The sequence below is a fragment of the Phenylobacterium hankyongense genome (assembly GCF_003254505.1).
GTDB lineage: Bacteria > Pseudomonadota > Alphaproteobacteria > Caulobacterales > Caulobacteraceae > Phenylobacterium > Phenylobacterium hankyongense.
In genome coordinates, this window is sequence record NZ_QFYP01000001.1 from 1,986,420 (window position 1) to 2,007,576 (window position 21,157).

The following is a 21,157-nucleotide window of genomic DNA, read 5'->3' on the forward strand; positions in this document are numbered from 1 at the left end:
GCCTGAGCGGGTCGGATGAGGGGTCTCGCCGGTCTTTCCGCCGCGGTGGCGCGACAGCGCCGGTTTGAATGTCCACGAACCACACGAACCACACCAACGCGCTTCGTGGGGCGAGGCCGTGCGGGCGGCGAGTCCGTTCGTGTGGTTCGTGTGGTTCGTGGACCAAATAGGACCGCGCCTGCGGCGCGCAGCGGACAGGGGAGCGCGACCCCTCATCCGTCGGCCTTCGGCCGACACCTTCTCCCACAGGGGGAGAAGGGTCCTTGTGTGCTGCTATTGACCTCGTGCGCAAATCGGCGAGGCTCACCCCCATGGCCTTACTGGACTGGATCGCGCCGGAAAGCGGCCTGCGGGTCGAGGGCCAGGGCGTGCATCTGCGGCCGCCGCGGGCCGCCGACTACGCCGAATGGCGCGAGCTGCGCGCCGCCAGCCGCAACTTCCTGCAGCCGTGGGAGCCCACCTGGCCGGCCGACGACCTGTCGCGCGCCGCCTTCCGTCGCCGGCTGCTGGCCTACGCCCGCGACCGCGAGGCCGGCGCGGCCTATCCGTTCTTCGTGATCCGCAGCTCCGACGAGGCGCTGACCGGCGGCATCACCCTGTCCAACGTCCGCCGGGGCGTCGCCCAGATGGGGTCGGTGGGCTACTGGTGCGGCCGGCCGTTCACGCGCCAGGGCCACACCCTGGCGGCGGTCCGCGCGCTCACCGAATTCGCCTTCCGCACGCTGGCCCTGCACCGGCTGGAGGCCGCCTGCATTCCGGACAACGGGCCGTCGCGCCGGCTGCTCGTCCGGGCGGGGTTCACCGAGGAAGGGTATGCCAGGTCTTATCTGAAAATTAACGGCGTTTGGCGAGACCATGTGCTGTTCGGACTCATGACCCCGCTCAGCGGCCACGAGGGTCCGGACGAGGGCGTTTCGGTCTGACCGCGACGCATTGCATTCGTTAGCGCCAGGCGTTTTCAGCATATGCCGAACGACCGCTGGATGTGGGACGCCACGGCCACGCTCGAAGCGCTGGGCGCCGCCGACGTCGCGCTGTGGGTCTGGGAGCCGGACAACGACCGCCTGCGGCTGACCGGCGCCACCCGGGCGCTCGGCCTCGGTCCGTTGGCCCCCGACTGCTCCTCCGCCGCCCTGCGCGCGCTGACCCTGCCGCAGGACCGCGCCTCGGCCGACGAGATACTCAGGATCCAGGCGCCCGGCGGGGAGATCGCCGTGCGCCTGCGCATGCGCGGGGCCGGGGTCTGCATCTGGCGCGGGGTCTGGCTGGAGGAGGGCCGCCGCGCGGCCGGCGTCGCCGCGCCCGAGACCCGGTTCGCCGCCTCCGACCAGGACGCGCTCACCGGCCTCCTCGACCGCAAGAGCTTCATCGCCCAGGCCCGTGAGCGGCTGCAGGCGCCCGGCGTCCACCAGTTGATCGTCGCCGACCTCGACCGGCTGCGGCGGCTGAACGAGGCGCTGGGCCACGAGCGCGCCGACCTGGTGCTGGCGGCGCTGGGCTCGCGCCTGGCCGCGGCCTTCCCGCCCGACGCGCTGACCGCGCGCATCGGCGAGGACGAGTTCGCCACCCTCTGCCCCATCGACGTCTCGCCGGGCCCGGAGGCGCTGCGCCGGGCGCTGGAGCGGCCGTTGCGGGTCGCCGGCTTCGACATCCATCCGACGCTGTCGATCGGCGCTGTGGAGGCCCAGGGCGGGGGCGAGGCGCCGGAGGCCGCGGAGCTGTTGCGCCGCGCCGAACTGGCGGTGGAATCGGCCCGCAGCAGCGGCCGCGGCGTCGCCGCCGCCTATGGCCGGGGCCTGGAAAGCGACGGCCTGTCGCGGCTGGCGCTGGAGGGAGACCTCAAGGGCGCCATGGAGCGCGGCGAGCTCGCGCCCTACTACCAGCCGATCGTACGGCTCACGACCGGCGCCCTCTCGGGCTTCGAGGCCCTGGTCCGCTGGCGCCACCCGCGCCGCGGCCTGCTCATGCCCGAGCAGTTCCTGCCGCTCTGCGACGAGATGGGGCTGATGAGCGACCTGGGCGCGATGATGATGCGCGAGGCGGCCCGGCAGCTGTCGGTCTGGCGCGCCCGGCACCGGGCGGCCGGCGAGCTCAGCGTCGCGGTCAACCTGTCAACCGGCGAGATCGACCGCCCCGGCCTGCTCAGCGACCTGGTCGCCATCCGCCGCGAGGCCGACCTGCCGCCCGGCGCCCTGAAGCTGGAAGTGACCGAGGGCGACGTCATGCGCGACCCCGAGCGCGCCGCGGTCATCCTGCACAACCTGCGTGCGGCCGGCGCGGCCCTGGCGCTGGACGACTTCGGCACCGGCTTCTCGTCGCTGTCCTACCTGACCCGCCTGCCGTTCGACACGCTGAAGATCGACCGCTACTTCGTGCGCACCATGTCCACCAACGAGGGCTCGGCGAAGATCGTCTCCTCGGTGGTCAAGCTGGGTCAGGACCTGGCGCTGGAGGTGGTGGCCGAGGGCGTGGAGAACGCCGGCATGGCGCGCCAGCTGCTGGCGCTGGGCTGCGACTACGGCCAGGGCTTCGGCTATGCGCCGGCGCTGTCGCCGCAGGAGGCCGAGGTCTATCTCAACGAAAGCTATGTGGACGGCGCCGCGCCGGTGAAGGCGCGCGGCTAGCGGCTAGCGGCTAGGCGCGGCCCGCCGCGAAGCTCAGCCGCTCCGGATCGACGCCCAGCTTGCTCAGCGCGCGCGACCACTTGTGTTCGTGGTCGGGGCCGAAGACCAGCGCCTCGTCGGGCTCGCAGGTCAGCCAGACGTTGTCCTTGATCTCGTTCTCCAGCTGGCCCGCGCCCCATCCGGCGTAGCCGAGCGCCAGCAGCGAGCGGCGCGGATGGCCGTCCGCCTGGGCCATGGCCTCCAGCACGTCGCGGGTGGCGGTCAGGGTCAGGCCGCCGGAGACTCCGATGGAGTGCTGGGCCTGGTAGTCGTCGGTGTGCAGCACGAAGCCGCGCTCGCGCTCCACCGGCCCGCCCATCAGCACCAGGTCCGGCGGGGCCTTGATCTCCGACTTGATGTCCAGCCGCTCCAGGAGGTCCGGCACGGTGAGGCCTTCGACCGGCCGGTTCACCGCCAGGCCCATGGCGTGGCGCGGGTCGTGCGCACAGACCAGGATCAACGCCCGCTCGAAGCGCGGGTCAGCGATGCCGGGCATGGCGATCAGTAACTGGCCGGAAAAGAAGCCGCCTTCCATCGCCCCCAGATTTGAGCCGGAACGCGGCGCTTTCAAGGTCCGTTCGCATTTGCGCGGTTGAAGCCCGCGCAGTTGTCGCTATCTGCGAGGCTGAACAATAGGAGAGGGACGCCCATGACCATCAAAGTTGGCGACAGCCTGCCGAGCGCCAAGCTCACCCAGGCCACGGCCGAAGGGCCGAAGCCGGTCACCACCGACGACATCTTCAAGGGCAAGAAGGTGGCGCTGTTCGCGGTGCCGGGCGCCTTCACCCCGACCTGCTCGGCCAAGCACCTGCCGGGCTTCAAGCAGCTGGGCGCCGACATCAAGGCCAAGGGCGTCGACGCCATCGCCTGCATCTCGGTCAACGACGCCTTCGTGATGCGCGCCTGGGCCGAGGACCAGGCGGTGGGCGAGGACATCGTCATGCTGGCCGACGGCGGCGCGGAGTTCACCAAGGCGCTCGGCCTGGAATTCGACGCCTCGAAGTTCGGCATGGGCACGCGCTCGCAGCGCTATTCCATGATCGTCGACGACGGCGTGGTGAAGGAACTGAACGTGGAAGAAGGCGGCGAATTCCGCGTCTCCGCGGCCGACTACCTGCTGGCCCAGCTCTAAGGTCAGCCCCTCGGAAAGGGCCGGCTCAGGAACCGTGAGCCGGCCTCGCCGAACCGCCAGGGCAGGTCGACGGCGCGGCTGATGCCGATCCGCGGCCCGGCCACGATCCCCGCGGCGTCGCCCGGGACCAGCTCGAACGGCGGCGCATCCAGCGGCAGGCCGTCGTGCGCGCGGGTGATGGCCAGGGCCTGGCAGAGCTTGCCGGGGCCGGAGCAGAGGTTGCGCGGTTCGGCCACGCCGCGGCGCTCGCGCATGGTCTCCAGGCCGTCGGTGGGCTCCAGCGCGCGGATCAGCACGGCGCTGCCGGGGTCGGGCCCGCAGACGACGTTCAGGCACCAGTGGATGCCGTAGGACCGGTAGACGTAGGCCCGGCCCGGCGGACCGAACATCACCGCATTGCGCGGCGTGGCGCCGGAGAAGCTGTGCGAGGCGGGGTCCTCGTGGTGATAGGCCTCGGTCTCGACGATCCGCCCGCCGACGCCGTCGACCGTGAGCGTCCAGCCGATCAGCGCGCGGCCCACCTTCGCCGGGTGGCGCTGGAACAGGGCGGCTTGACGCGCCGCCGCCTCAGGGCGCGAACTGGAGGCATAAGAAGAGACCATCAGGGAGGATTTGGCATGCCCTACGTCGAGGGCCAAACCGTCCATGACGCCGATAGCCACGTCATGGAGCTGCCCGGCACGATCAACCGCTACCTGGAGCCGGGGTTCCGCGCCGCCTTCGTGGAGAAGACCGGGCGCAAGGACGTGCTGCCGGAGTGGTTCGCCAAGGCCGCCGCCCAGCAGGAGGACCCCGAGTTCCGCGCCGGGGCCGAGGCCAACATCCTGCTGCGCAAGAACTACGAGGCGCTGGGCGCCTTCCGCGCCGACGACCGGCCGAAGACCCTCGACCACCTGGGCTTCGCCAGCCAGTTGGTGTTCACCACCGCCGCGCTGAGCAACTTCGGCCTGGAGCAGATGGGGGAGGTCGAGCTCGCCATCGAAGCCGCCCGCGCCCACAACCGGATGATGACCGAGTTCTGCGCGGTGGACCGGCGGCTGCTGGCCACCGGCTACGTGCCGCTGATCGACCGCAGCCGGGCGCCGCAGATCGCGCGGGAAGCTATCGCGCTGGGCGCCAAGGCGCTGATCATCCCCTCGCGCCATCCGCCGGGCTTCTCGCCCAGCCACGTGGAGCTCGACCCGCTGTGGGCGGTGGCCGAGGAGGCCGGCCTGCCGATCCTGTTCCACGTCGGCGGCGAGGAGAAGATGCACCACGACTACATCGAGAACGGCCTGCCGTTCGTGAAGGACTTCCACGGCGGCGACGAGAACTTCACCTCGCTGACCTTCATGGCGATCCCGCTCAGCCTCTGGCAGACGCTGTCGGCCCTGGTGATCGACGGGGTGTTCGACCGCTTCCCGCGGCTGAAGTTCGGGGCCATCGAACTGGGCGCCTCATGGCTGCCGAGCCTGATGCGGTTCCTGGATTCCGGCGTCGCCGCGTTCGGGCGCGAGGAGCGGTTGCAGAAGCTCTCCGCGCGGCCCAGCGAGATCCTGCGCCGGCAGCTGCGGGTGACGCCCTATCCGCATGAGGACACCCGCTGGATCATCGAGAATTCCGGCGAGGAGATGTGCCTGTTCTCCTCCGACTTCCCGCACATCGAGGGCGGCCGCAATCCGCTGAAGCGGTTCAACGACGCCCTGCAAGGGGTCTCCGAGCCGGTGCGCCGGCGGTTCTACCGCGACAACTTCATCGACCTGATGGGCCGCGGCCTCGATCCGGCCTTGCACGACCTGCCGGAACTGGCGGCGGCTTAGGCCGAGCGGGCAGCCTGCGCCTCCGGGCGCTCGGCGACCATGGCGCGGGCGATGGCGTCGACCAGGTCGTGGACCTTGATCGGCTTGGTGCTGTGCTCGGTGAAGCCGAGGTCCAGGTAGCGCTGGCGCCCGCCGGAGGTGACGTCGGCGGTGAGCGCGATCACCGGCGCGGCGGCGTTGGGCCCGCCGCCGGCGCGCAGCCGGCCGAGCGCCTCCGTGCCCGACATGTCCGGCATCTGGATGTCCATCAGCACCAGGTCGAACGGCTGGGCGGCGAGGATCTCCAGCGCCTCGGCGCCGCTGCCGGCCGTGGCGACCACGTGGCCGAAGGCGGAGAGCAGCTGGTCGAGGACCAGCAGGTTGATCTTGTTGTCGTCCACCGCGAGCAGCCGCAGGGGCGGGCCCATCGGCTGCTCCGCGCCGGTCGGCGCGGGGGCCGGGGCGCCGGCCATCGCCAGGTCCAGGGGGATCTCGATGTGGAAGGTGGCGCCGCCGCCGAGCTCGCTCTCCACCCAGATCCGGCCGCCCATCAGTTCGGTGAGCTGCTTGGCGATGGCCAGGCCCAGGCCGGTGCCGCCGAACTTGCGCACCGCGAAGTCGTCGCCCTGCGAGAACCGCTCGAACAGGCACGGCAGGTGTTGCGCGGCGATGCCCGGCCCGGTGTCGCGCACGGACAGCCGGACCCAGACGCCGCCGGCCTCGCGCGGACGGGCCTGCGCCAGCACCTCGACGGAGCCGTGCTCGGTGAACTTCAGGGCGTTGCCCACCAGGTTGAACAGCACCTGGCGCAGGCGAAGGGCGTCCATCAGCACGAAGTCGGGCACGCTGTCGTCGACCTCCAGGCCGAGGCTCACCCCCTTCTCGCTGGCGCGGCCGCCCCAGAAGCCGACCAGGCGGTCGAGGAACAGCCGCAGGTCCTCGACCCCGCGGACGATCTCCAGCCGGCCGGCGTCGATCTTGGAGACGTCGAGGATGTCGTCGAGGATCGACAGCAGGTATTCGCCGCTCTCCAGCAGCGTCGCGATCCGCTCCGCCTGGACCGGATGGGTCTCGTCGCGGCGGAGCAGCTGGGCCATGCCCAGCACACCGTTCATCGGCGTGCGGATCTCGTGGCTCATGGTGGCGAGGAAGTTCGACTTGGCCTGGTTGGCGCGGCGGGCCTCTTCGCGCGCGGCGTCGGCGGCGGCCTGCTCGGCCATGGCGTGGTCGCGGGCGGCCTCGAGCTCGGGGATCATCGCCAGGTTCGTGCTGAACGCCGCCTGCCAGGCGCCCACCGCCCGCGTCGTCCCGCGGGAGACCAGCTCCAGCACCACGATCAGGCCGACGAGGGCGGCGAGGATGGCGGCGGCGGACCTTGGCTCGGTCAGGGTGGCGGTGAGACCGCAGGCGACGACCACCGGCGCCGCCAGCGCCCAGAAGATCAGCCGCGACAGCGACCCGGCGGCCGGCGCCACGGCGATCATCGAGACCGCCACGACGGCCATGTAGCTCAGCTCGGGCGCCCCGCCCGACAGCGCCATGGCGACGGCGGGCGCGATGTAGAGGCCGACGCGCAGCGAGCAGGCGACGGCGAGATGGCGCAGGCCCGCGGCCTCATCGGCCCCGGCGCTGGCGGCGAGCCAGCGGCGGATCACCAGCTGATAGACGGTGTCGCCGCCGCTGACCGTGGCGAATCCCCAGGCGGCGACCAGCGGGTGGCCGAGGAGCAGGGCGCAGGCGGCGGCCAGCGCGTTGAAGGCGTAGTGCACGCGCAGCGGCAGGACGAACCCGGCCAGGATCAGCTGGTACGGATTTGATCCCAAGCCAATGACGGGCCCGGCGTCGGGCGCCGGGTCTGTGGTCTCGCGTACTGCCATCGGCCCTCTCGCTTCGGCGGGGAGCCTAAGGAGCCAATGGTAAAGCTTAGCAAAACACGGTTCGGTTTTGTCAGCCCGCCAGCGCGTGCGCCGGCGTCGCCTCCAGGTCGTCGGGGCCCTGGCAAACCCCGTCCGCCCGGCCGGGGGCGAGGCTGAGCACCTGGCTTGCGTAGAGCCGGGCCAGCGCGCCCTTGCTCTTCAGCCACGGATCGTCGGAGCCGGCCGCGGCCATCGCCTGGCGGCCCAGCATCCAGCCGCCGATCACGTCGCCGGCCAGGGTCAGATAGGGCGTGGCGGCGGCCAGGCTCGGCGCCCCGCCGTTGGCCAGCAGCCAGCCGGTGGCGCGCTCCAGCGCCGCGACGCCGGCCGCCAGCGCCCGGCCGACCGCGGCCAGCTCGGCGCTCTCGGTCAGGCCCTCGGCGGTCAGCAGCATCTCCGCGCAGAGCTCGCGCATCACTGCGCCGTCGGCCATCCGCAGCTTGCGGCCCACGAGGTCCATGGCCTGGATGCCGTTGGTCCCCTCGTAGATCGGGGCGATGCGGGCGTCGCGATAGTGCTGGGCCGCGCCGGTCTCCTCGATGAAGCCCATGCCGCCGTGCACCTGGACCCCCAGGGAGGCGACCTCCACGCCCACGTCGGTGGACCAGGACTTCGCGATCGGGGTCAACAGCTCCTGGCGGGCGCGGGCGGCGGCGCGTTCCTCTTCGCTGTCGGCCAGCCGGGCGATGTCGGTGAGCACGCCGGTGGTCAGGCAGATGCCCCGCGCGGCCTCGATCTTGGCCTTCATCAGCATCAGGGTGCGGCGCACGTCCGGGTGGTCGTAGATGGCCGCCGGATAGTCCGCCGACCAGACCGCCTTGCCCTGCCGCCGCTCCTGGCTGAAGGCCAGGGCCTGCTGGAAGGCCCGCTCGGCGATGGCGACGCCCTGCACGCCGACCTGCAGGCGGGCGGCGTTCATCATGACGAACATGTGCGGCAGGCCCTGGCCGAGCTCCCCGACCAGTTCGGCCTTCGCGCCCTCGAACAGCATGACGCAGGTCGGCGATGCGTGGATGCCCAGCTTGTGCTCGATGGAGCCGGGCCGCAGGTCGTTGGGCGCGCCCAGCGAGCCGTCGTCTTCCACCAGCCGCCTGGTGGTCAGGAACAGGCTGACGCCCTTCACGCCCGGCGGGGCGTCCGGCGTGCGGGCCAGCACCAGGTGGCAGATGTTGTCGGCCGCGTCGTGGTCGCCCCAGGTGATGAAGATCTTCTGGCCCGTGAGCCGGTAGCCGCCGTTTCCGTCGGGCTCCGCGCGGGTGGTGAGCGCCGCCAGGTCCGAGCCCGCCTGCGGCTCGGTAAGGTTCATGGTGCCGGTCCACTCGCCGGTGACCAGCTTCGGTAAGACCAGCCGCTTCTGGCGTTCGGAGCCGTGCAGGGTCAGCGCCTCGATGGCCGCCTGGGTCAGCATCGGGCAAAGGCCGAACGCCATGTTCGAGGCGTGCACCATCTCGAACACCGCCAGCTCCATGGCCTTCGACAGCCCCTGGCCGCCGTGCTCCGGGTCGGCCGAGAGCGAATTCCAGCCGCCGGCCACGAAGGCCCGGTAGGCGTCGGCGAAGCCGGGCGCGGCGGTGACGCGGCCGTTGGCGTAGGTCGCGCCCTCAATGTCGCCGCGGCGGTTCAGCGGCGCCAGGACTTCGGTGGTGAAGGCGCCGGCCGCCTCCAGCACCGCGGCCACGGTGTCGGCGTCGAGCTCGGGGTAGGCGCGCGCCAGCAGGGCGTCGTGCCCCACGGCGGAGAGCGCGAAAGCCAGGTCGCGGACCGGGGCGCGGAAGGTCATGGGCTAGGGCTCCACGAAGGGACGTTCGCTGTTTAGGCCATGGGTCGGCCGCGTCAAAGGGCGACCCGGCCGGCGCGGGCGGCGGCCCACGGCGACGCTTCACGGCTTCGTGAGCGGCCCGCCGTCTTTCCGCCCGCACGATGGACGACCATGTCCCGGCCAAGCTTGGGAGGCGCAGATGCGTACGTTTGCGGCGGCTGTGGTCGCCTGTCTGGCCTGTGCGGCGCCGGCTGCGGCCAATCCCACCAGCCAGGATCCCGCCAAGGTCCCGCCCGGCAATTACGAGCTCGACCCGCGCCACGCGAGCCTGCTGGCGAAGATCCCGCACATGGGCGGCTTCTCCCGCTACACCATGCGCTTCGACCAGCTCGACGGCCGCTTCACCTATGATCCGGCGGACTGGGGCGCCACCAGGGTGACGATCAAGGTCCAGGCGGCCTCGGTGGACACCGGCGCCCCGGCCTTCAACAAGCAGATCGCCGGCTATTTCGACGCCGCCAAGTTCCCGACCATCACCTTCGTCTCCACCGCGGTGAGCGGGGAGAACGGCCGGGGCACGGTGACCGGCGACCTGACCTTCCATGGCGTCACCAAGCCGGTGACCCTGGACGTGACGTTCAACGGTGCGGGCCCCGGCCTGCTGGGCGCCGGCACGCGGATGGGGTTCTCCGGCGTCGGGCGGATCAAGCGCTCCGAGTTCGGGGTCACCGGCGCGCGCGAGTTTTCCGGCGACGACGTTGACCTGATGTTCGAAGTCGAGTTCGTGAAGAAGTAAGCTGGAGCACCCCGCAAGATGACCGACGTCGCCCGCGACCCCGAGACGGTCGGCAGCGGACGCTATTCGCCGATCGCCATCCTGCTGCACTGGCTGATCGCCGCGGCCATCGTGCTGCAGATCGTGCTGTCCACGCGGATGGGCGGGCCCCGCACGCCGGAGGGCTTCGCGGTCACCCAGCTGCACAAGTCGATCGGGATCACCATCCTGCTGCTCAGCCTGGCGCGGCTGGGCTGGCGGCTGGTCAACCCGCCGCCGCCGATGCCGCTGACCATGGCGCGCTGGGAACGCGAGCTCGCCCGCGTCGTCCACGTCGGATTCTACGTGATCATGATTGGCATGCCGCTGACCGGCTGGATCATGGTCTCGGCCAGCCGCCTGAGCCTGCCGACCCTGCTGTACGGCGTCGTGCCCTGGCCCGACGTCCCGGGGATCGCCGACCTCGCGCCCGCCGCCAAGAAGACCTGGCACGACCTGGCCGAGAACGGCCACGGCCTGCTGGCGGACGTCACCTATGTGCTGCTGGGCCTGCACGTCGCGGGCGCGCTGAAGCACCAGCTGTTCAGCAAGGACGAGCCGGTGCTGGCGCGCATGGCGCCGGGCGCCAAGGCCGGCCGCTGGCTGGAGCCGCGTATCCTGGTGATCCTGGCCGTCTTCCTGGGGGTGGTCGCCTTCGGCAAGCTGGTGACCCCGCCGCATCCGGGCATGAAGCCGCCGCCGGCCTCGGTGTCGGCCGATGGCCCTGCGCAGGAGCCGGTGGAGGCCCAGGCGCCCGCCGCGCCGGCCAACCAAGACACCGCAACGCCCACTCCGGCCGCCGCCCCGGCTCCCGCGGCGCCGGCGTCCGCCGCCGACACTGCCCCGGTCCGGTGGAAGGTCGCGCCGGGCTCGACGCTGGGCTTTTCCACCACCTGGGGCGGGGAGCCGGTGCAGGGCCGCTTCGACAGCTGGACCGCCGACATCCTGTTCAGCCCCGACGCCCTCGACCGCTCCAAGGTGAGCGTCAGCATCGACATGGGCTCGGCCAAGACCGGCGACGCCCAGCGCGACGCCTCGCTGCCCTCCACCGACTGGTTCGACGCCGCGACCCACCCCAAGGCGGTGTTCACCGCCACGAAATTCGAGAAGACCGGCCCGGACCGTTACGTGGCGCGCGGCACGCTCAGCCTGCGCGGCGTGAGCAAGCCGCAGAGCCTGCCCTTCACCCTGCGGATCACCGGCGACAAGGCGCGGGTCAGCGGGACCGCCAGCTTCGACCGGACGGCGTTCGGGGTCGGGCAGGGGGAGTTCGCCGCCACCGACCAGATCCCGGGCAAGGTGAGCGTGCGCGTCGACCTGCAGGCCACGCGCCAGTAGCGGGGCCTCATTGACAGGCCGCCCGAGGACTCCGACCCTTGTGAGAGGTCAATCCTGGGGGATGCGATGAGAACCTTTCTGCTGGCGGCGAGCCTGGGCGCGCTCTGGGTCGCAGCAGCGACCGCCGCGACGACGACCAAGCCTTATCTCGCGGCGGCGATCGCCGATCCGGGACGTGCGGCGGACCGCGACATCGACGTCCGCCGCCACCCCGCGGAGCTGATCGCCTTCGCCGGCGTCAAGCCGGGCGACCGGGTCGTCGACCTGATCCCGGGCAGCGGCTACTTCACCCGCATCTTCGCCAAGGTCGTGGGTCCGAAGGGCCACGTCTACATGATCTGGCCGGACGAGTACGCCAAGGAGGCGCAGCCGGATCCGGAGAAGAACAAGGAGCTCGCCAAGGCCTACGGCAACGTCTCGGTGATCCAGCAGCCGGGCGCGGCCTTCGCCACGCCGCAGCCGGTGGACGTGGTGTTCACGGTCCAGAACTACCACGACTACCCCGACAAGTTCATGGGTCCGATCGACCCGATGGTCTTCAACCGCGCGGTCTACAAGGCCCTGAAGCCCGGCGGCGTGTTCCTGATCGTCGACCATGCGGCGGAGGCGGGCTCGGGGATGCGCGACACCGAGACCCTGCACCGGATCGACCCGGCGATCGTCAAGGCCCAGGTGACCAAGGCCGGCTTCGTCTTCGAGGGCGAGAGCGGCGTGCTGCGCAATCCGGCCGACGACCACAAGCTGAAGGTGTTCGACAAGACCATCCGCGGCCACACCGACCAGTTCGTCTACAAGTTCCGCAAGCCGAAGTAGGCGCAGGGCCGGCGTGGGTGTTACCACCCGCCGCGTGGACGATCCGAAGACACAGAGCGATGTGGCCCGCGCCGCGGCGGCGCTGAGGGCCGGCGGCCTGGTGCTGTTGCCGACCGAGACCGTCTACGGCCTGGCCGCGGACGCCGCCGACGCCCGCGCGGTGGCGGCGGTCTACGCGGCCAAGGGCCGGCCGAGCTTCAACCCGCTGATCGCCCACGTGGCCGATGTGGCCGCCGCCCGGCGGATCGCCCGCTTCGACGAGCGCGCCGAGCGGCTGGCGGCGCGGTTCTGGCCGGGACCGCTGACCCTGGTGCTGCCGGTGGCCGATACGGAGGCGGTGAGCGACCTGGCGCGGGCCGGGCTGGACACCGTCGCCGTACGCGCGCCGGCCCATCCGCTGGCGCATGCGCTGCTGCAGGCGTTCGGCGGGCCGGTGGTGGCGCCCTCGGCCAACCGCTCCGGCCGGCCCAGTCCCACGACCTTCGCCGATGCGGTGGAGGAAACCGGCGCGGCCGCGGCCGTGGCCCTCGACGGCGGGCCCTGCCGGATCGGGCTGGAATCCACCGTCGTCGCCCTGCTGGACGAGGCGCGGCTGCTCAGGCCCGGGGCCATCACCCGCGCCGAGATCGAGGCGCTGATCGGCCCGCTGGCGGAGGCCGAGGCGGACGCCAAGCGCTCGCCCGGCCGCCTGACCCGCCACTACGCGCCGCAATCGCCGGTGCGGCTGGAGGCGGAAGCCCCGCGACCGGGCGAGGCCTGGCTGGCGTTCGGGCCGGGCGCCGACGGCCCGTTCAATCTCAGCCCCACAGGCGACCTTCAGGAAGCCGCGGCCAACCTGTTCGCCTACCTGCGCGCCGCCGACCGCACCCGGCCGTCGGCCATCGCCGTGGCCCCGATCCCCGATGTCGGCCTGGGTGAGGCCATCAACGACCGCCTGCGCCGCGCCGCGGGCTTTGTCGGCTAGCTCGCTCCTCCCCCGTCCTCTTCGGGACGGGGGAGGAGCGATGACGGCAGACGGCATGGGCGCTACATTCCCGTCATGACCGCGCCCGTTCCCGCCGATGTCCTCTCCCGCCTGAAGGCCGTGCTGGGCGCGGATGGCTGGAGCCAGGACCCGGAGCGGCTGGCGCCCAAGCTGGTCGAGTGGCGCGACCGCTGGGTGGGGGCGACGCCGTTCCTGGCGCTGCCGAGGACCACGGCCGACGTCGCCGCGGTGGTGGGGATCTGCTTCGAGGCCGGTGTGGCGATCACCCCGCAGGGCGGTAACACCGGCCTGGTCGGCGGCCAGATTCCGCAAGGCGAGGTGCTGCTCTCCACCGAGCGGATGCGAACGATCCGCGAGGTCGAGACCTTCGACGACGTGCTGGTGGCCGAGGCGGGCGTGACCCTGGCCGCGGTGCACGAGGCCGCCGCCGCGGTGAATCGCCGCTTCCCGCTGGGACTGGCCTCGGAGGGCTCGGCGACGGTCGGCGGGGTGGTGTCCACCAACGCCGGCGGTACCCAGGTGCTGCGCTACGGCATGGTGCGCAACCTGGTGCTGGGCCTGGAGGCGGTGCTGCCCAACGGCGAGGTCTGGAACGGGCTGAAGCATCTGCGCAAGGACAACACCGGCTATGACCTCAAGCAGCTGCTGATCGGCGCCGAGGGCACGCTGGGCGTGGTCACCGCCGCGGGGCTGAAGCTCTATCCGGTGATGGCCTCGCGGGCCGTGGCCATGGCCGGGGTCGAGAGCCCGGAGGCCGCCATCCGCCTGCTGGCGCGGGCCAAGGACGAGACCGGCGGGGCGGTGGAAGCCTTCGAGCTGATGGGCCGGCTGGGCGTGGAATTCGCGCTGAAGAACATCGCCGGCACCCGCGATCCGCTGGCCGAGCCGCATCCCTGGTACGTGCTGGCGGAATTCTCCTCCGGCGAGCCGGGCTCGGCCGAGGCCGCCATGGAGCGGTTCCTGGCGTCGGGGCTCGAAGCCGGGCTGATCCGCGACGCGGTGGTGGCCCAGACCGACGCCCAGGCCAAGGCGCTGTGGGCGATCCGCGAGAACCAGTCTCCGGCCCAGAAGCCGGAAGGGGCCACCTGGAAGCACGACGTCTCGGTGCCGGTGAGCCAGGTTGCCGCCTTCCTCGCCGAGGCCACTGCGGCCATGCAGGCCTTCGCGCCCGGAGCGCGGGTCGCCGCCTTCGGCCACATGGGCGACGGCAACATCCACTACGACGTCCTGCGCCCCGACGGCGGCTCGGACGCCGAGCATTCCGCCAAGCGCAACGACGGCTCGCGTATCGTCCACGACATCGTGGCGAAGCTCGGCGGCTCGATCAGCGCCGAGCACGGCCTGGGCTCGATGAAGACCGCCGAGGCCGAGCGCTACAAGAGCCCGGTGGAGGTGCAGGCCCTGCGCGCCATCCGCCTGGCCCTCGACCCCAAGCGGATCATGAATCCGCGGGTGCTGTTCTGATGCCTTCTATTCCTCCCCCGGAAACGGGGGAGGAAGAAGAGCCCTCACCGGCTGTGGAAGGACTTGGCTTCCGAACCAAGTCGCGTCTAAGGAGCGCCGATGCTGATCGTCCTCTCCCCGGCCAAGGCGCTCAACTTCACGGCCGCGCCGGACTCCGTGCCGGTGAGCACGCCGCAGCTGGTCGACCAGACCACCGAGCTCGCCAAGGTCACCAGGAAGCTGCGGGCGGCGGACCTGAAGCGGCTGATGTCGCTCTCCGACGCCCTGGCCACGCTCAACCGCGAGCGCTTCCAGGCCTTCGATCCGGCCTCGGAAGAGGGGCTGCAGGCGGCCTTCGCGTTCAACGGCGACGTCTATGCGGGCCTGCAGGCGCGGACCCTCGACAAGAAGGGCCTGGCCTGGGCGCAGGACCATATCCGCATCCTCTCCGGCCTCTACGGCGTGCTGCGCCCGCTGGACGCCATCCAGCCCTACCGGCTGGAGATGGGCGTGCGGCTGAAGACGCGGCGCGGGCAGAGCCTCTACGACTTCTGGGGCCCGCGGATCTCCCAGGCCCTGAACGAGGCGGCCATGGGCCACCGGGACAAGACGGTGGTGAACTGCGCCAGCGGCGAATACTTCGGCGCCGTCGACCGCCAGGCCCTGAAGCTGCCGGTGGTGAGCTGCCGCTTCCTGGAAGAGAAGGACGGCGAGGCGCGGATCATCTCCTTCTACGCGAAGAAGGCGCGCGGCCTGATGGCCCGCTACGCGATCGACAACCGGCTGGACAACGTCGAGGAGCTGAAGGCCTTCGACACCGCCGGCTACAACTTCGCGCCGTCGCTCTCCACCGACACCGAATTCACCTTCTCCCGACCGCAGCCGCCGCCCGTCGCCGCCGGCCGCAAGGACGCCTGAGCGCCACGGCTTGACGCGGCCGGTTGAACCGGGGCTCTTCCTCTCCCAACACTTGTTTGAAAGAGAGAGGGAGGCGCGGTCATGGCCTACAAGCCGTTCGACCTGACGGGCAAGGTGGCGCTGGTCACCGGCGGCAACGGCGGCATCGGCCTGGGCATGGCCGACGCCCTGGCGCAGGCCGGCGCGGACCTGGTGATCTGGGGCACCAACGAAGCCAAGAACGCCGCCGCCGAGAGCCAGCTGAAGGCGCACGGCCGCCGGGTCCTGACCCGCAAGGTCGACGTCGCCGACGAGCAGGCGGTGATCGAGGCGATGCGCGCAGCGGTCGCCGAGATGGGCCGGCTGGACACCGTGATCGCCAACGCCGGGGTCGGCGGCGGCGCGCGCTCGTTCTCGGAGATGTCCACCGAGGTCTACCGGCGGGTGATGTCGGTGAACCTGGACGGGGTGTTCTTCACCTTCCGCGAAGCCTGCAGGCACATGGTCGAGCGCGCCGAGGCGGGCGACACCGGCGGCTCGCTGGTGGTCACGTCGTCCACCTCGGCCATCCACGGCGCGGCGCGCAACGAGGCCTATGGGGCGACCAAGGCGGCGGTGCTGTCGATGGTCCGCGCCATCGCCGTGGAGCACGCCCGCTATGGGGTCCGGGCGAACTCCGTCCTGCCGGGCTGGATCGCCACCGACATGACCGACGGGGCCCAGCACAACGACAAGTTCAACGACCAGGTGATCAAGCGCGTGCCGTTCCGCCGCTGGGGCGAGCCGGAGGATTTCGGCGGGCTCGCGGTCTACCTGGCTTCCGACGCCTCGCGCTTCCACACCGGCGACAGCCTGGTGGTCGACGGCGGCTACACGATCTTCTGACCGCGGGCGTCTGACGTCGGGTCACCGTTTGCATCGGCCCGGCGCTGGGCCATCGTGCGGAAAACGGGAGCACGTCCATGACCCTGCACACCAAGCTCTGCGACCTGCTGGGCGTGACGCACCCGATCATGCTGGCCGGCATGGGCGGGGTCTCCTACGCCGAACTGGCGGCGGCGGTGTCCAACGCCGGCGGCTATGGGGTGCTCGGCATGGCCGGCCGCTCCCCCGACTTCATCCGCGAGGAGATGCGCAAGGTCCGCGCCCTGACCGACAAGCCGTTCGGCGTCGACCTGCTGGCCGCCAGCCCCGAGAGCCTGACCGCCTCGGTGGAGATCATCATCGAGGAGGGGGCCTCGTCGTTCGTCGCCGGCCTCGGCGTGCCGATGCCGATCATGGAGAAGCTGAAGGCCGCCGGGCTGAAGGTGATGGTGGTCTGCGGGGCGGTGAAGCACGCGGTGAAGGCCGAGCAGGCCGGCTGCGACGCGGTGATCTGCCAGGGCGGAGAAGGCGGCGGCCACACCGGCCTGGTCGGCACCATGCCGCTGGTGGCCCAGGCGGTGGAGGCGGTGAAGATCCCGGTGGTGGCGGCCGGAGGCCTCTATGACGGCCGCGGCCTGGCGGCGGCGCTCAGCCTTGGCGCGGTGGGCGTCTGGATGGGCACCCGGTTCATCGCCAGCCGCGAGGCCCACGCCGGCCAGCTCTATCGCGACACCATCGTCGAGGCGACGGACGAGGACACGGTGCGCACCCGCAGCTATTCCGGCAAGCCGATGCGGGTGAAGAAGAACCCCTACGTCGAGGACTGGGAAAGCCGGCCCGGCGACATCCAGCCCTTCCCGGCCCAGGCCATCCTCTCCAGCCGCGCCGGGGTGATGGGCGGCATCGGCGGCCAGACCGAGGGGCTGGACCCGGACAAGTCCTGCTTCGCCATGGGCCAGTCGGCGGGCGGCGTGCGCGAGGTGCTGCCGGCCGGCGAGATCGTGGCCCGGATCATGGCCGAGGCGGAGGCGGCGATCGACCGGGTGGCGGCGCTGCGCGAGCGCGCCACGGCGCCGGCCTAGGGCGCCGAGGCGAGGTAGGCGTTCGGGTCCTTCAGGAACTCCCCGAACTCCGCGATGCAGCCCTGCCACGCGGCCAGCTGGGTGCGGGCGTGGTCGCGGCTGTCGTCGGCGAACAGCAGGGTCGAATAGACCACGTGCGGCTTGCCGCTGCGGTCCTGATAGGTCCGGCAGGTGGCGGAGGTCTGGCTGAAGGCGTTCAGCTGGGCGAAGGTCGGCGTGCCCGGACCCGACAGATGGTCGAACATCGCCGCCTTGCAGGCGCGGCCCTGCGGATCGCAGCCGAGGAACTGGATCGAGAAATCCGCCGCCACGGAAGTCACCGCCACCAGGACCGCGTCCTGATCCTTGCGTGGCGGCTGGGCCTTGGCGCCGGCCGCGGTCAGCAGCGCGGCCAGGCTGGCGGGATCGCGGATGTCGAAGGCGCCGGTGGACGCAGCGGGCTTCGGGCCGATAGCCGCCGGCTTGGCGGCAGCGGGCTTGGCGGCAGCGGGCTTGGCGGTCGCCGGCGCGGGCTTGGCGGGGGCCGCTCCCATGCAGAGGACGGCGGCGGCGATCAGGGCGAGGGTCTTGCGCAGCATCATGCCGCCGTATCAGACCCAGGACCTGGGCGCGAGCATGGCGCTGGGCCCGTCCGAAGCGCCGCCGTCCGGTTTCCATAGCGTGCAGCTATGCCGGTGATAAACTTGGGCGTGTCTGATCGGAGGGCCCAATGGGCTTCGCTGTCGCTATCGTTTTCGTGGTGCTGGCCGTGGTGGTCGCGCTGGGCGCCATCAAGATCGTGCCGCAGGGGCGGGAATACACCGTCGAGCGGTTCGGCCGCTACACCCGCACCCTGAAGCCCGGGATCAGCTTCCTGACCCCCTTCGTCGAGGGCGTGGGGCGCAGGATCAACATGATGGAGCAGGTCCTCGACGTGCCCCGTCAGGACGTGATCACCAAGGACAACGTCTCGGTCCAGGTGGACGCCATCGTCTTCATCCAGGTGATGGACGCCGCGGCCGCGGCCTATCGGGTGACCAATCTCGACTTCGCCATCACCCAGCTGACCATGACCAACCTGCGCACCGTGGTGGGCAACATGGAGCTGGACGAGGTGCTGTCGCAGCGCGACCAGATCAACACCCGGCTGCTGGACGTCATCGACCAGGCGACCAGCCCCTGGGGGGTGAAGGTGGCGCGGATCGAGATCAAGGACCTGCAGCCGCCGCCGGACATCACCAACGCCATGGCCCGCCAGATGAAGGCCGAGCGCGAACGGCGGGCGGTGATCACCGAGGCGGACGGCGAGAAACAGGCCGCCATCACCGTGGCCGAGGGCTCCAAGCAGGCGGCGATCCTGCAGGCCGAGGGCCGCCGGGAGGCCGCCTTCCGCGACGCCGAGGCCCGCGAGCGCTCCGCCGCCGCCGAGGCCAAGGCGACCGAGCTGGTGTCCAACGCCATCGCGGCCGGCGACGTCAACGCCATCAACTACTTCGTCGCCCAGAAGTACGTCGAGGCGTTCGGCAAGCTGGCGGAAAGCCCGCAGCAGAAGACGGTGATCGTCCCGGCCGACATGGGCTCGCTGGTGGGGACCATCGCCGGCATCGCCGAGCTGGTGAAGACCGCCCAGGCCGAACACCGGCCGGCCCCGCCGCGGCCCGCCGGGCGCGGGTCCGCCGTGCCGCCCACCGGAGCCTGAGCCATGCCCAGCCTCACCGACCTCTACCTCCAGCACCCGTTCTGGGTCTGGATGGCGTTGGGCGCGGCCCTGCTGGCGGTCGAGGTGGCGACCGGATCGGGCTGGATGCTGTGGCCGGCGGCGTCGGCCGCGCTGGTGGCGGTGCTCGCCGAGGTGCTGCGCCTGTCGCTGGCCGAGTCGGTGCTCGGCTTCGCGGTCCTGACCATCGCCTCGACGCTGCTGGCGCGGCGCTACTTCCCGCGATCGCCCGGCCCCCATGCCCACGACATCAACGACAACGTGGCGCGGCTGGTCGGTCACCAGGGCAAGGCGGTCGACGCCTTCCATGGCCGGGCCGGCCGGGTGTTCATCGACGGCAAGGAGTGGGCGGCGGAGCTGGACGACGGCGAGGCGCTCGACGCCGGCGCGCGAGTCGAGGTGATCGGGGTGCGCGGGGCGCACCTGCGGGTGCGGGGAATCCCCGCAACCTCGTAACAATGTTGCGCCGCAGCCGGCGCGGGGATCTCGGATGGCCGCCTAAGCCACTGGAAACACGCCACACTTCGGCCGGGTTCTTGCCTCACCTTGACCCTGGAGCGATCACGGCGCTTATGTGCGCCCAGGGAAAATCGACCCTTCAGGAAACACCCAGGAGAGACTGAACTCATGAGGCCAATCGGATGGGGGCTGGCCGTCGCCCTCTTCGCCGCGGTGCTGGCGCCAGTAGCGGTGATTTCCGCGCCGAAGGCGCCCCCGGCGGTGTCGGACGCCCAGCGCAAGCAAGGCATGGCTGAAGCGCCGGCCCTGGCCCAGGCGGCGGGTCTTCCCTGCCAGGTCTCGGACGCCCGCTTCATCGGCAAGCAGGAAGACAAGAAGGCCAAGACGAGCGTCAGCTACTACGAACTCGCCTGCGGCCAGAGCATGGGCTACATCATGCAGGCGCCGGCGGGCGGCACGCCCACGGCCTTCACCTGCATCGAAGCCGACACCCCGGCCGAAGCCGGCAAGCCCGCGGCCCTGCCGTGCATCCTGCCCGCCAACTCCGATCCGAAGGCGCAGCTCGCCCCGGTGCTGACCAAGGCCGGCGTCCAGTGCGTGCCGGAAAGCGCCCGCGGCATCGGTCAGAGCAAGACCAGCACCTTCATGGAAGTGGCCTGCCAGGGCGGCAGCGGTTACGTGGTGATCGCCAGCGCGCCGTTCGATGCGGCCAAGCCCGCCGAGGCGCAGAACTGCCTCAACTTCGACGACGGGGCCGGCAACATCAAATGCACCCTCACCGACAAGGCCAAGCGCCTGGCGGTGGTGGACAGCTTCGCCAAGGCGGCCACCGCCAGCTGCGTGGTGAAGGACCGCCGCTTCGTCGGCGCCTCCAAGGACGGCTCGAACTTCTACGAAGCCGCCTGCCAGGACGGCAAAGGCTACATCTACAAGGTCGACGGCAAGGGCGCTGTCGCCCAGAGCTGGGACTGCGCCAAGGCGCAAGCCATCCTCGGCGGCTGCGAACTGACCAACGCCCGTGAGGCCGAAACCCAGCAGGCGGCGCTCTACACCCGCCTGGCGAAGACCGCGGGCTCCAGCTGCGACGTCGACAAGTACGCCATCTTCCCGTCGCAAGGGGCCGAAGACATCGTCGAGCTGGTCTGCAAGGACGGTTCCGGCGGCGTCGGGGTGTTCCCGTCCACCGGCAAGGGCCAGGTGCTCGATTGCGGCCACGCCCTGGTGGCGGGCTACAAGTGCGGCCTGAACAAGCCGGAGAGCGGCTATGCGGCGCTCACCGCCGACCTGCGGAAGTTCGACCAGAAGACCTGCACGGTCTCGAACTCGCGCCTCGCGGCCAAGACGGCCAAGGGCACGATCCTGGTCGAAGTCGCCTGCTCGGACGGCTTCAAGGGCTACATGATCGAGTACAACGCGACGCCGACCGTCAGCGCCGTCGGCGCCACCGGCTGCGCCTTCGCCGGCGGCTGCAAGCTGCCCGGCAACACCTAAGTCTCAGCGAAAGCTGGACGAACGAGG

20 protein-coding genes are annotated in these 21,157 nt (G+C 71.3%); 15 read left to right on the forward strand and 5 right to left on the reverse strand.

What is annotated here, in order from left to right:
• Nucleotides 1–311: 311 nt before the first annotated feature.
• Both DJ021_RS09645 and DJ021_RS09650 read left to right on the forward strand, forming a co-directional pair.
• Nucleotides 312–923 (forward strand): GNAT family N-acetyltransferase, encoded by a 612-nt coding sequence (locus DJ021_RS09645; RefSeq protein WP_111457341.1) that lies wholly within the window; start codon nucleotides 312–314, stop codon nucleotides 921–923.
• A gap of 42 nt (nucleotides 924–965) precedes the next feature.
• The gene (locus DJ021_RS09650; protein ID WP_111457342.1) at nucleotides 966–2,624 is read left to right on the forward strand and encodes a putative bifunctional diguanylate cyclase/phosphodiesterase; all 1,659 of its coding nucleotides are present in this window, start codon (nucleotides 966–968) and stop codon (nucleotides 2,622–2,624) included.
• Nucleotides 2,625–2,634: 10 nt separating this feature from the next.
• On the opposite strand, the gene DJ021_RS09655 is transcribed toward DJ021_RS09650, so the two are convergent.
• Nucleotides 2,635–3,198, reverse strand: a complete 564-nt coding sequence (locus DJ021_RS09655; protein WP_111457343.1) for a YqgE/AlgH family protein — start codon at nucleotides 3,196–3,198, stop codon at nucleotides 2,635–2,637.
• A gap of 114 nt (nucleotides 3,199–3,312) precedes the next feature.
• Between DJ021_RS09655 and DJ021_RS09660 the strand changes: the two genes are divergently transcribed.
• Nucleotides 3,313–3,795, forward strand: a complete 483-nt coding sequence (locus DJ021_RS09660; protein WP_111457344.1) for a peroxiredoxin — start codon at nucleotides 3,313–3,315, stop codon at nucleotides 3,793–3,795.
• A 2-nt stretch (nucleotides 3,796–3,797) separates the two neighbouring features.
• On the opposite strand, the gene DJ021_RS09665 is transcribed toward DJ021_RS09660, so the two are convergent.
• Nucleotides 3,798–4,397, reverse strand: coding sequence for a DNA-3-methyladenine glycosylase (locus DJ021_RS09665; RefSeq protein ID WP_111457345.1), 600 nt, complete (start codon nucleotides 4,395–4,397; stop codon nucleotides 3,798–3,800).
• Between the two features lie 15 nt (nucleotides 4,398–4,412).
• On the opposite strand from DJ021_RS09665, the gene DJ021_RS09670 reads away from it, so the two are divergent.
• Entirely contained in the window at nucleotides 4,413–5,594 is a 1,182-nt protein-coding gene (locus tag DJ021_RS09670; RefSeq protein ID WP_111457346.1) for an amidohydrolase family protein, read from the forward strand.
• Here the strand turns inward: DJ021_RS09670 and DJ021_RS09675 are convergent.
• On the reverse strand, nucleotides 5,591–7,450 hold the full coding sequence (locus DJ021_RS09675; protein ID WP_133254979.1) for an ATP-binding protein: 1,860 nt from the start codon (nucleotides 7,448–7,450) through the stop codon (nucleotides 5,591–5,593). The genes DJ021_RS09670 and DJ021_RS09675 overlap by 4 nt on opposite strands.
• A gap of 70 nt (nucleotides 7,451–7,520) precedes the next feature.
• The gene (locus DJ021_RS09680) at nucleotides 7,521–9,269 is read right to left on the reverse strand and encodes an acyl-CoA dehydrogenase family protein (protein ID WP_111457348.1); all 1,749 of its coding nucleotides are present in this window, start codon (nucleotides 9,267–9,269) and stop codon (nucleotides 7,521–7,523) included.
• Nucleotides 9,270–9,447: 178 nt separating this feature from the next.
• Here DJ021_RS09680 and DJ021_RS09685 point away from each other — a divergent pair, with 178 nt between their 5' ends.
• The 8 genes from DJ021_RS09685 to DJ021_RS09720 all read left to right on the forward strand — a co-directional run bounded on the left by DJ021_RS09685 (nucleotide 9,448) and on the right by DJ021_RS09720 (nucleotide 17,484).
• Complete coding sequence (locus DJ021_RS09685) at nucleotides 9,448–10,044, forward strand: YceI family protein (protein ID WP_111457349.1); 597 nt, start codon at nucleotides 9,448–9,450, stop codon at nucleotides 10,042–10,044.
• 18 nt (nucleotides 10,045–10,062) lie between these two features.
• Entirely contained in the window at nucleotides 10,063–11,400 is a 1,338-nt protein-coding gene (locus DJ021_RS09690) for a YceI family protein (RefSeq protein ID WP_111457350.1), read from the forward strand.
• A gap of 66 nt (nucleotides 11,401–11,466) precedes the next feature.
• Nucleotides 11,467–12,213 (forward strand): class I SAM-dependent methyltransferase, encoded by a 747-nt coding sequence (locus tag DJ021_RS09695; protein ID WP_111457351.1) that lies wholly within the window; start codon nucleotides 11,467–11,469, stop codon nucleotides 12,211–12,213.
• A gap of 13 nt (nucleotides 12,214–12,226) precedes the next feature.
• Nucleotides 12,227–13,177 (forward strand): L-threonylcarbamoyladenylate synthase, encoded by a 951-nt coding sequence (locus DJ021_RS09700; RefSeq protein WP_279386486.1) that lies wholly within the window; start codon nucleotides 12,227–12,229, stop codon nucleotides 13,175–13,177.
• Nucleotides 13,178–13,252: 75 nt separating this feature from the next.
• A complete protein-coding gene (locus DJ021_RS09705) occupies nucleotides 13,253–14,662 on the forward strand; it encodes an FAD-binding oxidoreductase (protein WP_111457353.1) in 1,410 nt (469 codons plus the stop codon).
• A gap of 99 nt (nucleotides 14,663–14,761) precedes the next feature.
• Entirely contained in the window at nucleotides 14,762–15,559 is a 798-nt protein-coding gene (gene yaaA / locus DJ021_RS09710) for a peroxide stress protein YaaA (RefSeq protein WP_111457354.1), read from the forward strand.
• A gap of 81 nt (nucleotides 15,560–15,640) precedes the next feature.
• Complete coding sequence (locus DJ021_RS09715; protein ID WP_111457355.1) at nucleotides 15,641–16,423, forward strand: SDR family NAD(P)-dependent oxidoreductase; 783 nt, start codon at nucleotides 15,641–15,643, stop codon at nucleotides 16,421–16,423.
• A 77-nt stretch (nucleotides 16,424–16,500) separates the two neighbouring features.
• Complete coding sequence (locus tag DJ021_RS09720) at nucleotides 16,501–17,484, forward strand: NAD(P)H-dependent flavin oxidoreductase (RefSeq protein ID WP_111457356.1); 984 nt, start codon at nucleotides 16,501–16,503, stop codon at nucleotides 17,482–17,484.
• Here the strand turns inward: DJ021_RS09720 and DJ021_RS09725 are convergent.
• Nucleotides 17,481–18,065, reverse strand: a complete 585-nt coding sequence (locus DJ021_RS09725; protein WP_111457357.1) for a type III secretion system chaperone family protein — start codon at nucleotides 18,063–18,065, stop codon at nucleotides 17,481–17,483. The two genes, DJ021_RS09720 and DJ021_RS09725, sit on opposite strands and share 4 nt — an antisense overlap.
• Nucleotides 18,066–18,193: 128 nt before the next feature.
• Here DJ021_RS09725 and DJ021_RS09730 point away from each other — a divergent pair, with 128 nt between their 5' ends.
• The 3 genes from DJ021_RS09730 to DJ021_RS09740 all read left to right on the forward strand — a co-directional run bounded on the left by DJ021_RS09730 (nucleotide 18,194) and on the right by DJ021_RS09740 (nucleotide 21,130).
• On the forward strand, nucleotides 18,194–19,162 hold the full coding sequence (locus tag DJ021_RS09730) for an SPFH domain-containing protein (RefSeq protein ID WP_111457358.1): 969 nt from the start codon (nucleotides 18,194–18,196) through the stop codon (nucleotides 19,160–19,162).
• 3 nt (nucleotides 19,163–19,165) lie between these two features.
• A complete protein-coding gene (locus DJ021_RS09735) occupies nucleotides 19,166–19,636 on the forward strand; it encodes an NfeD family protein (RefSeq protein WP_111457359.1) in 471 nt (156 codons plus the stop codon).
• Nucleotides 19,637–19,807: 171 nt separating this feature from the next.
• Nucleotides 19,808–21,130 (forward strand): hypothetical protein, encoded by a 1,323-nt coding sequence (locus DJ021_RS09740; protein WP_111457360.1) that lies wholly within the window; start codon nucleotides 19,808–19,810, stop codon nucleotides 21,128–21,130.
• Nucleotides 21,131–21,157: the final 27 nt, after the last annotated feature.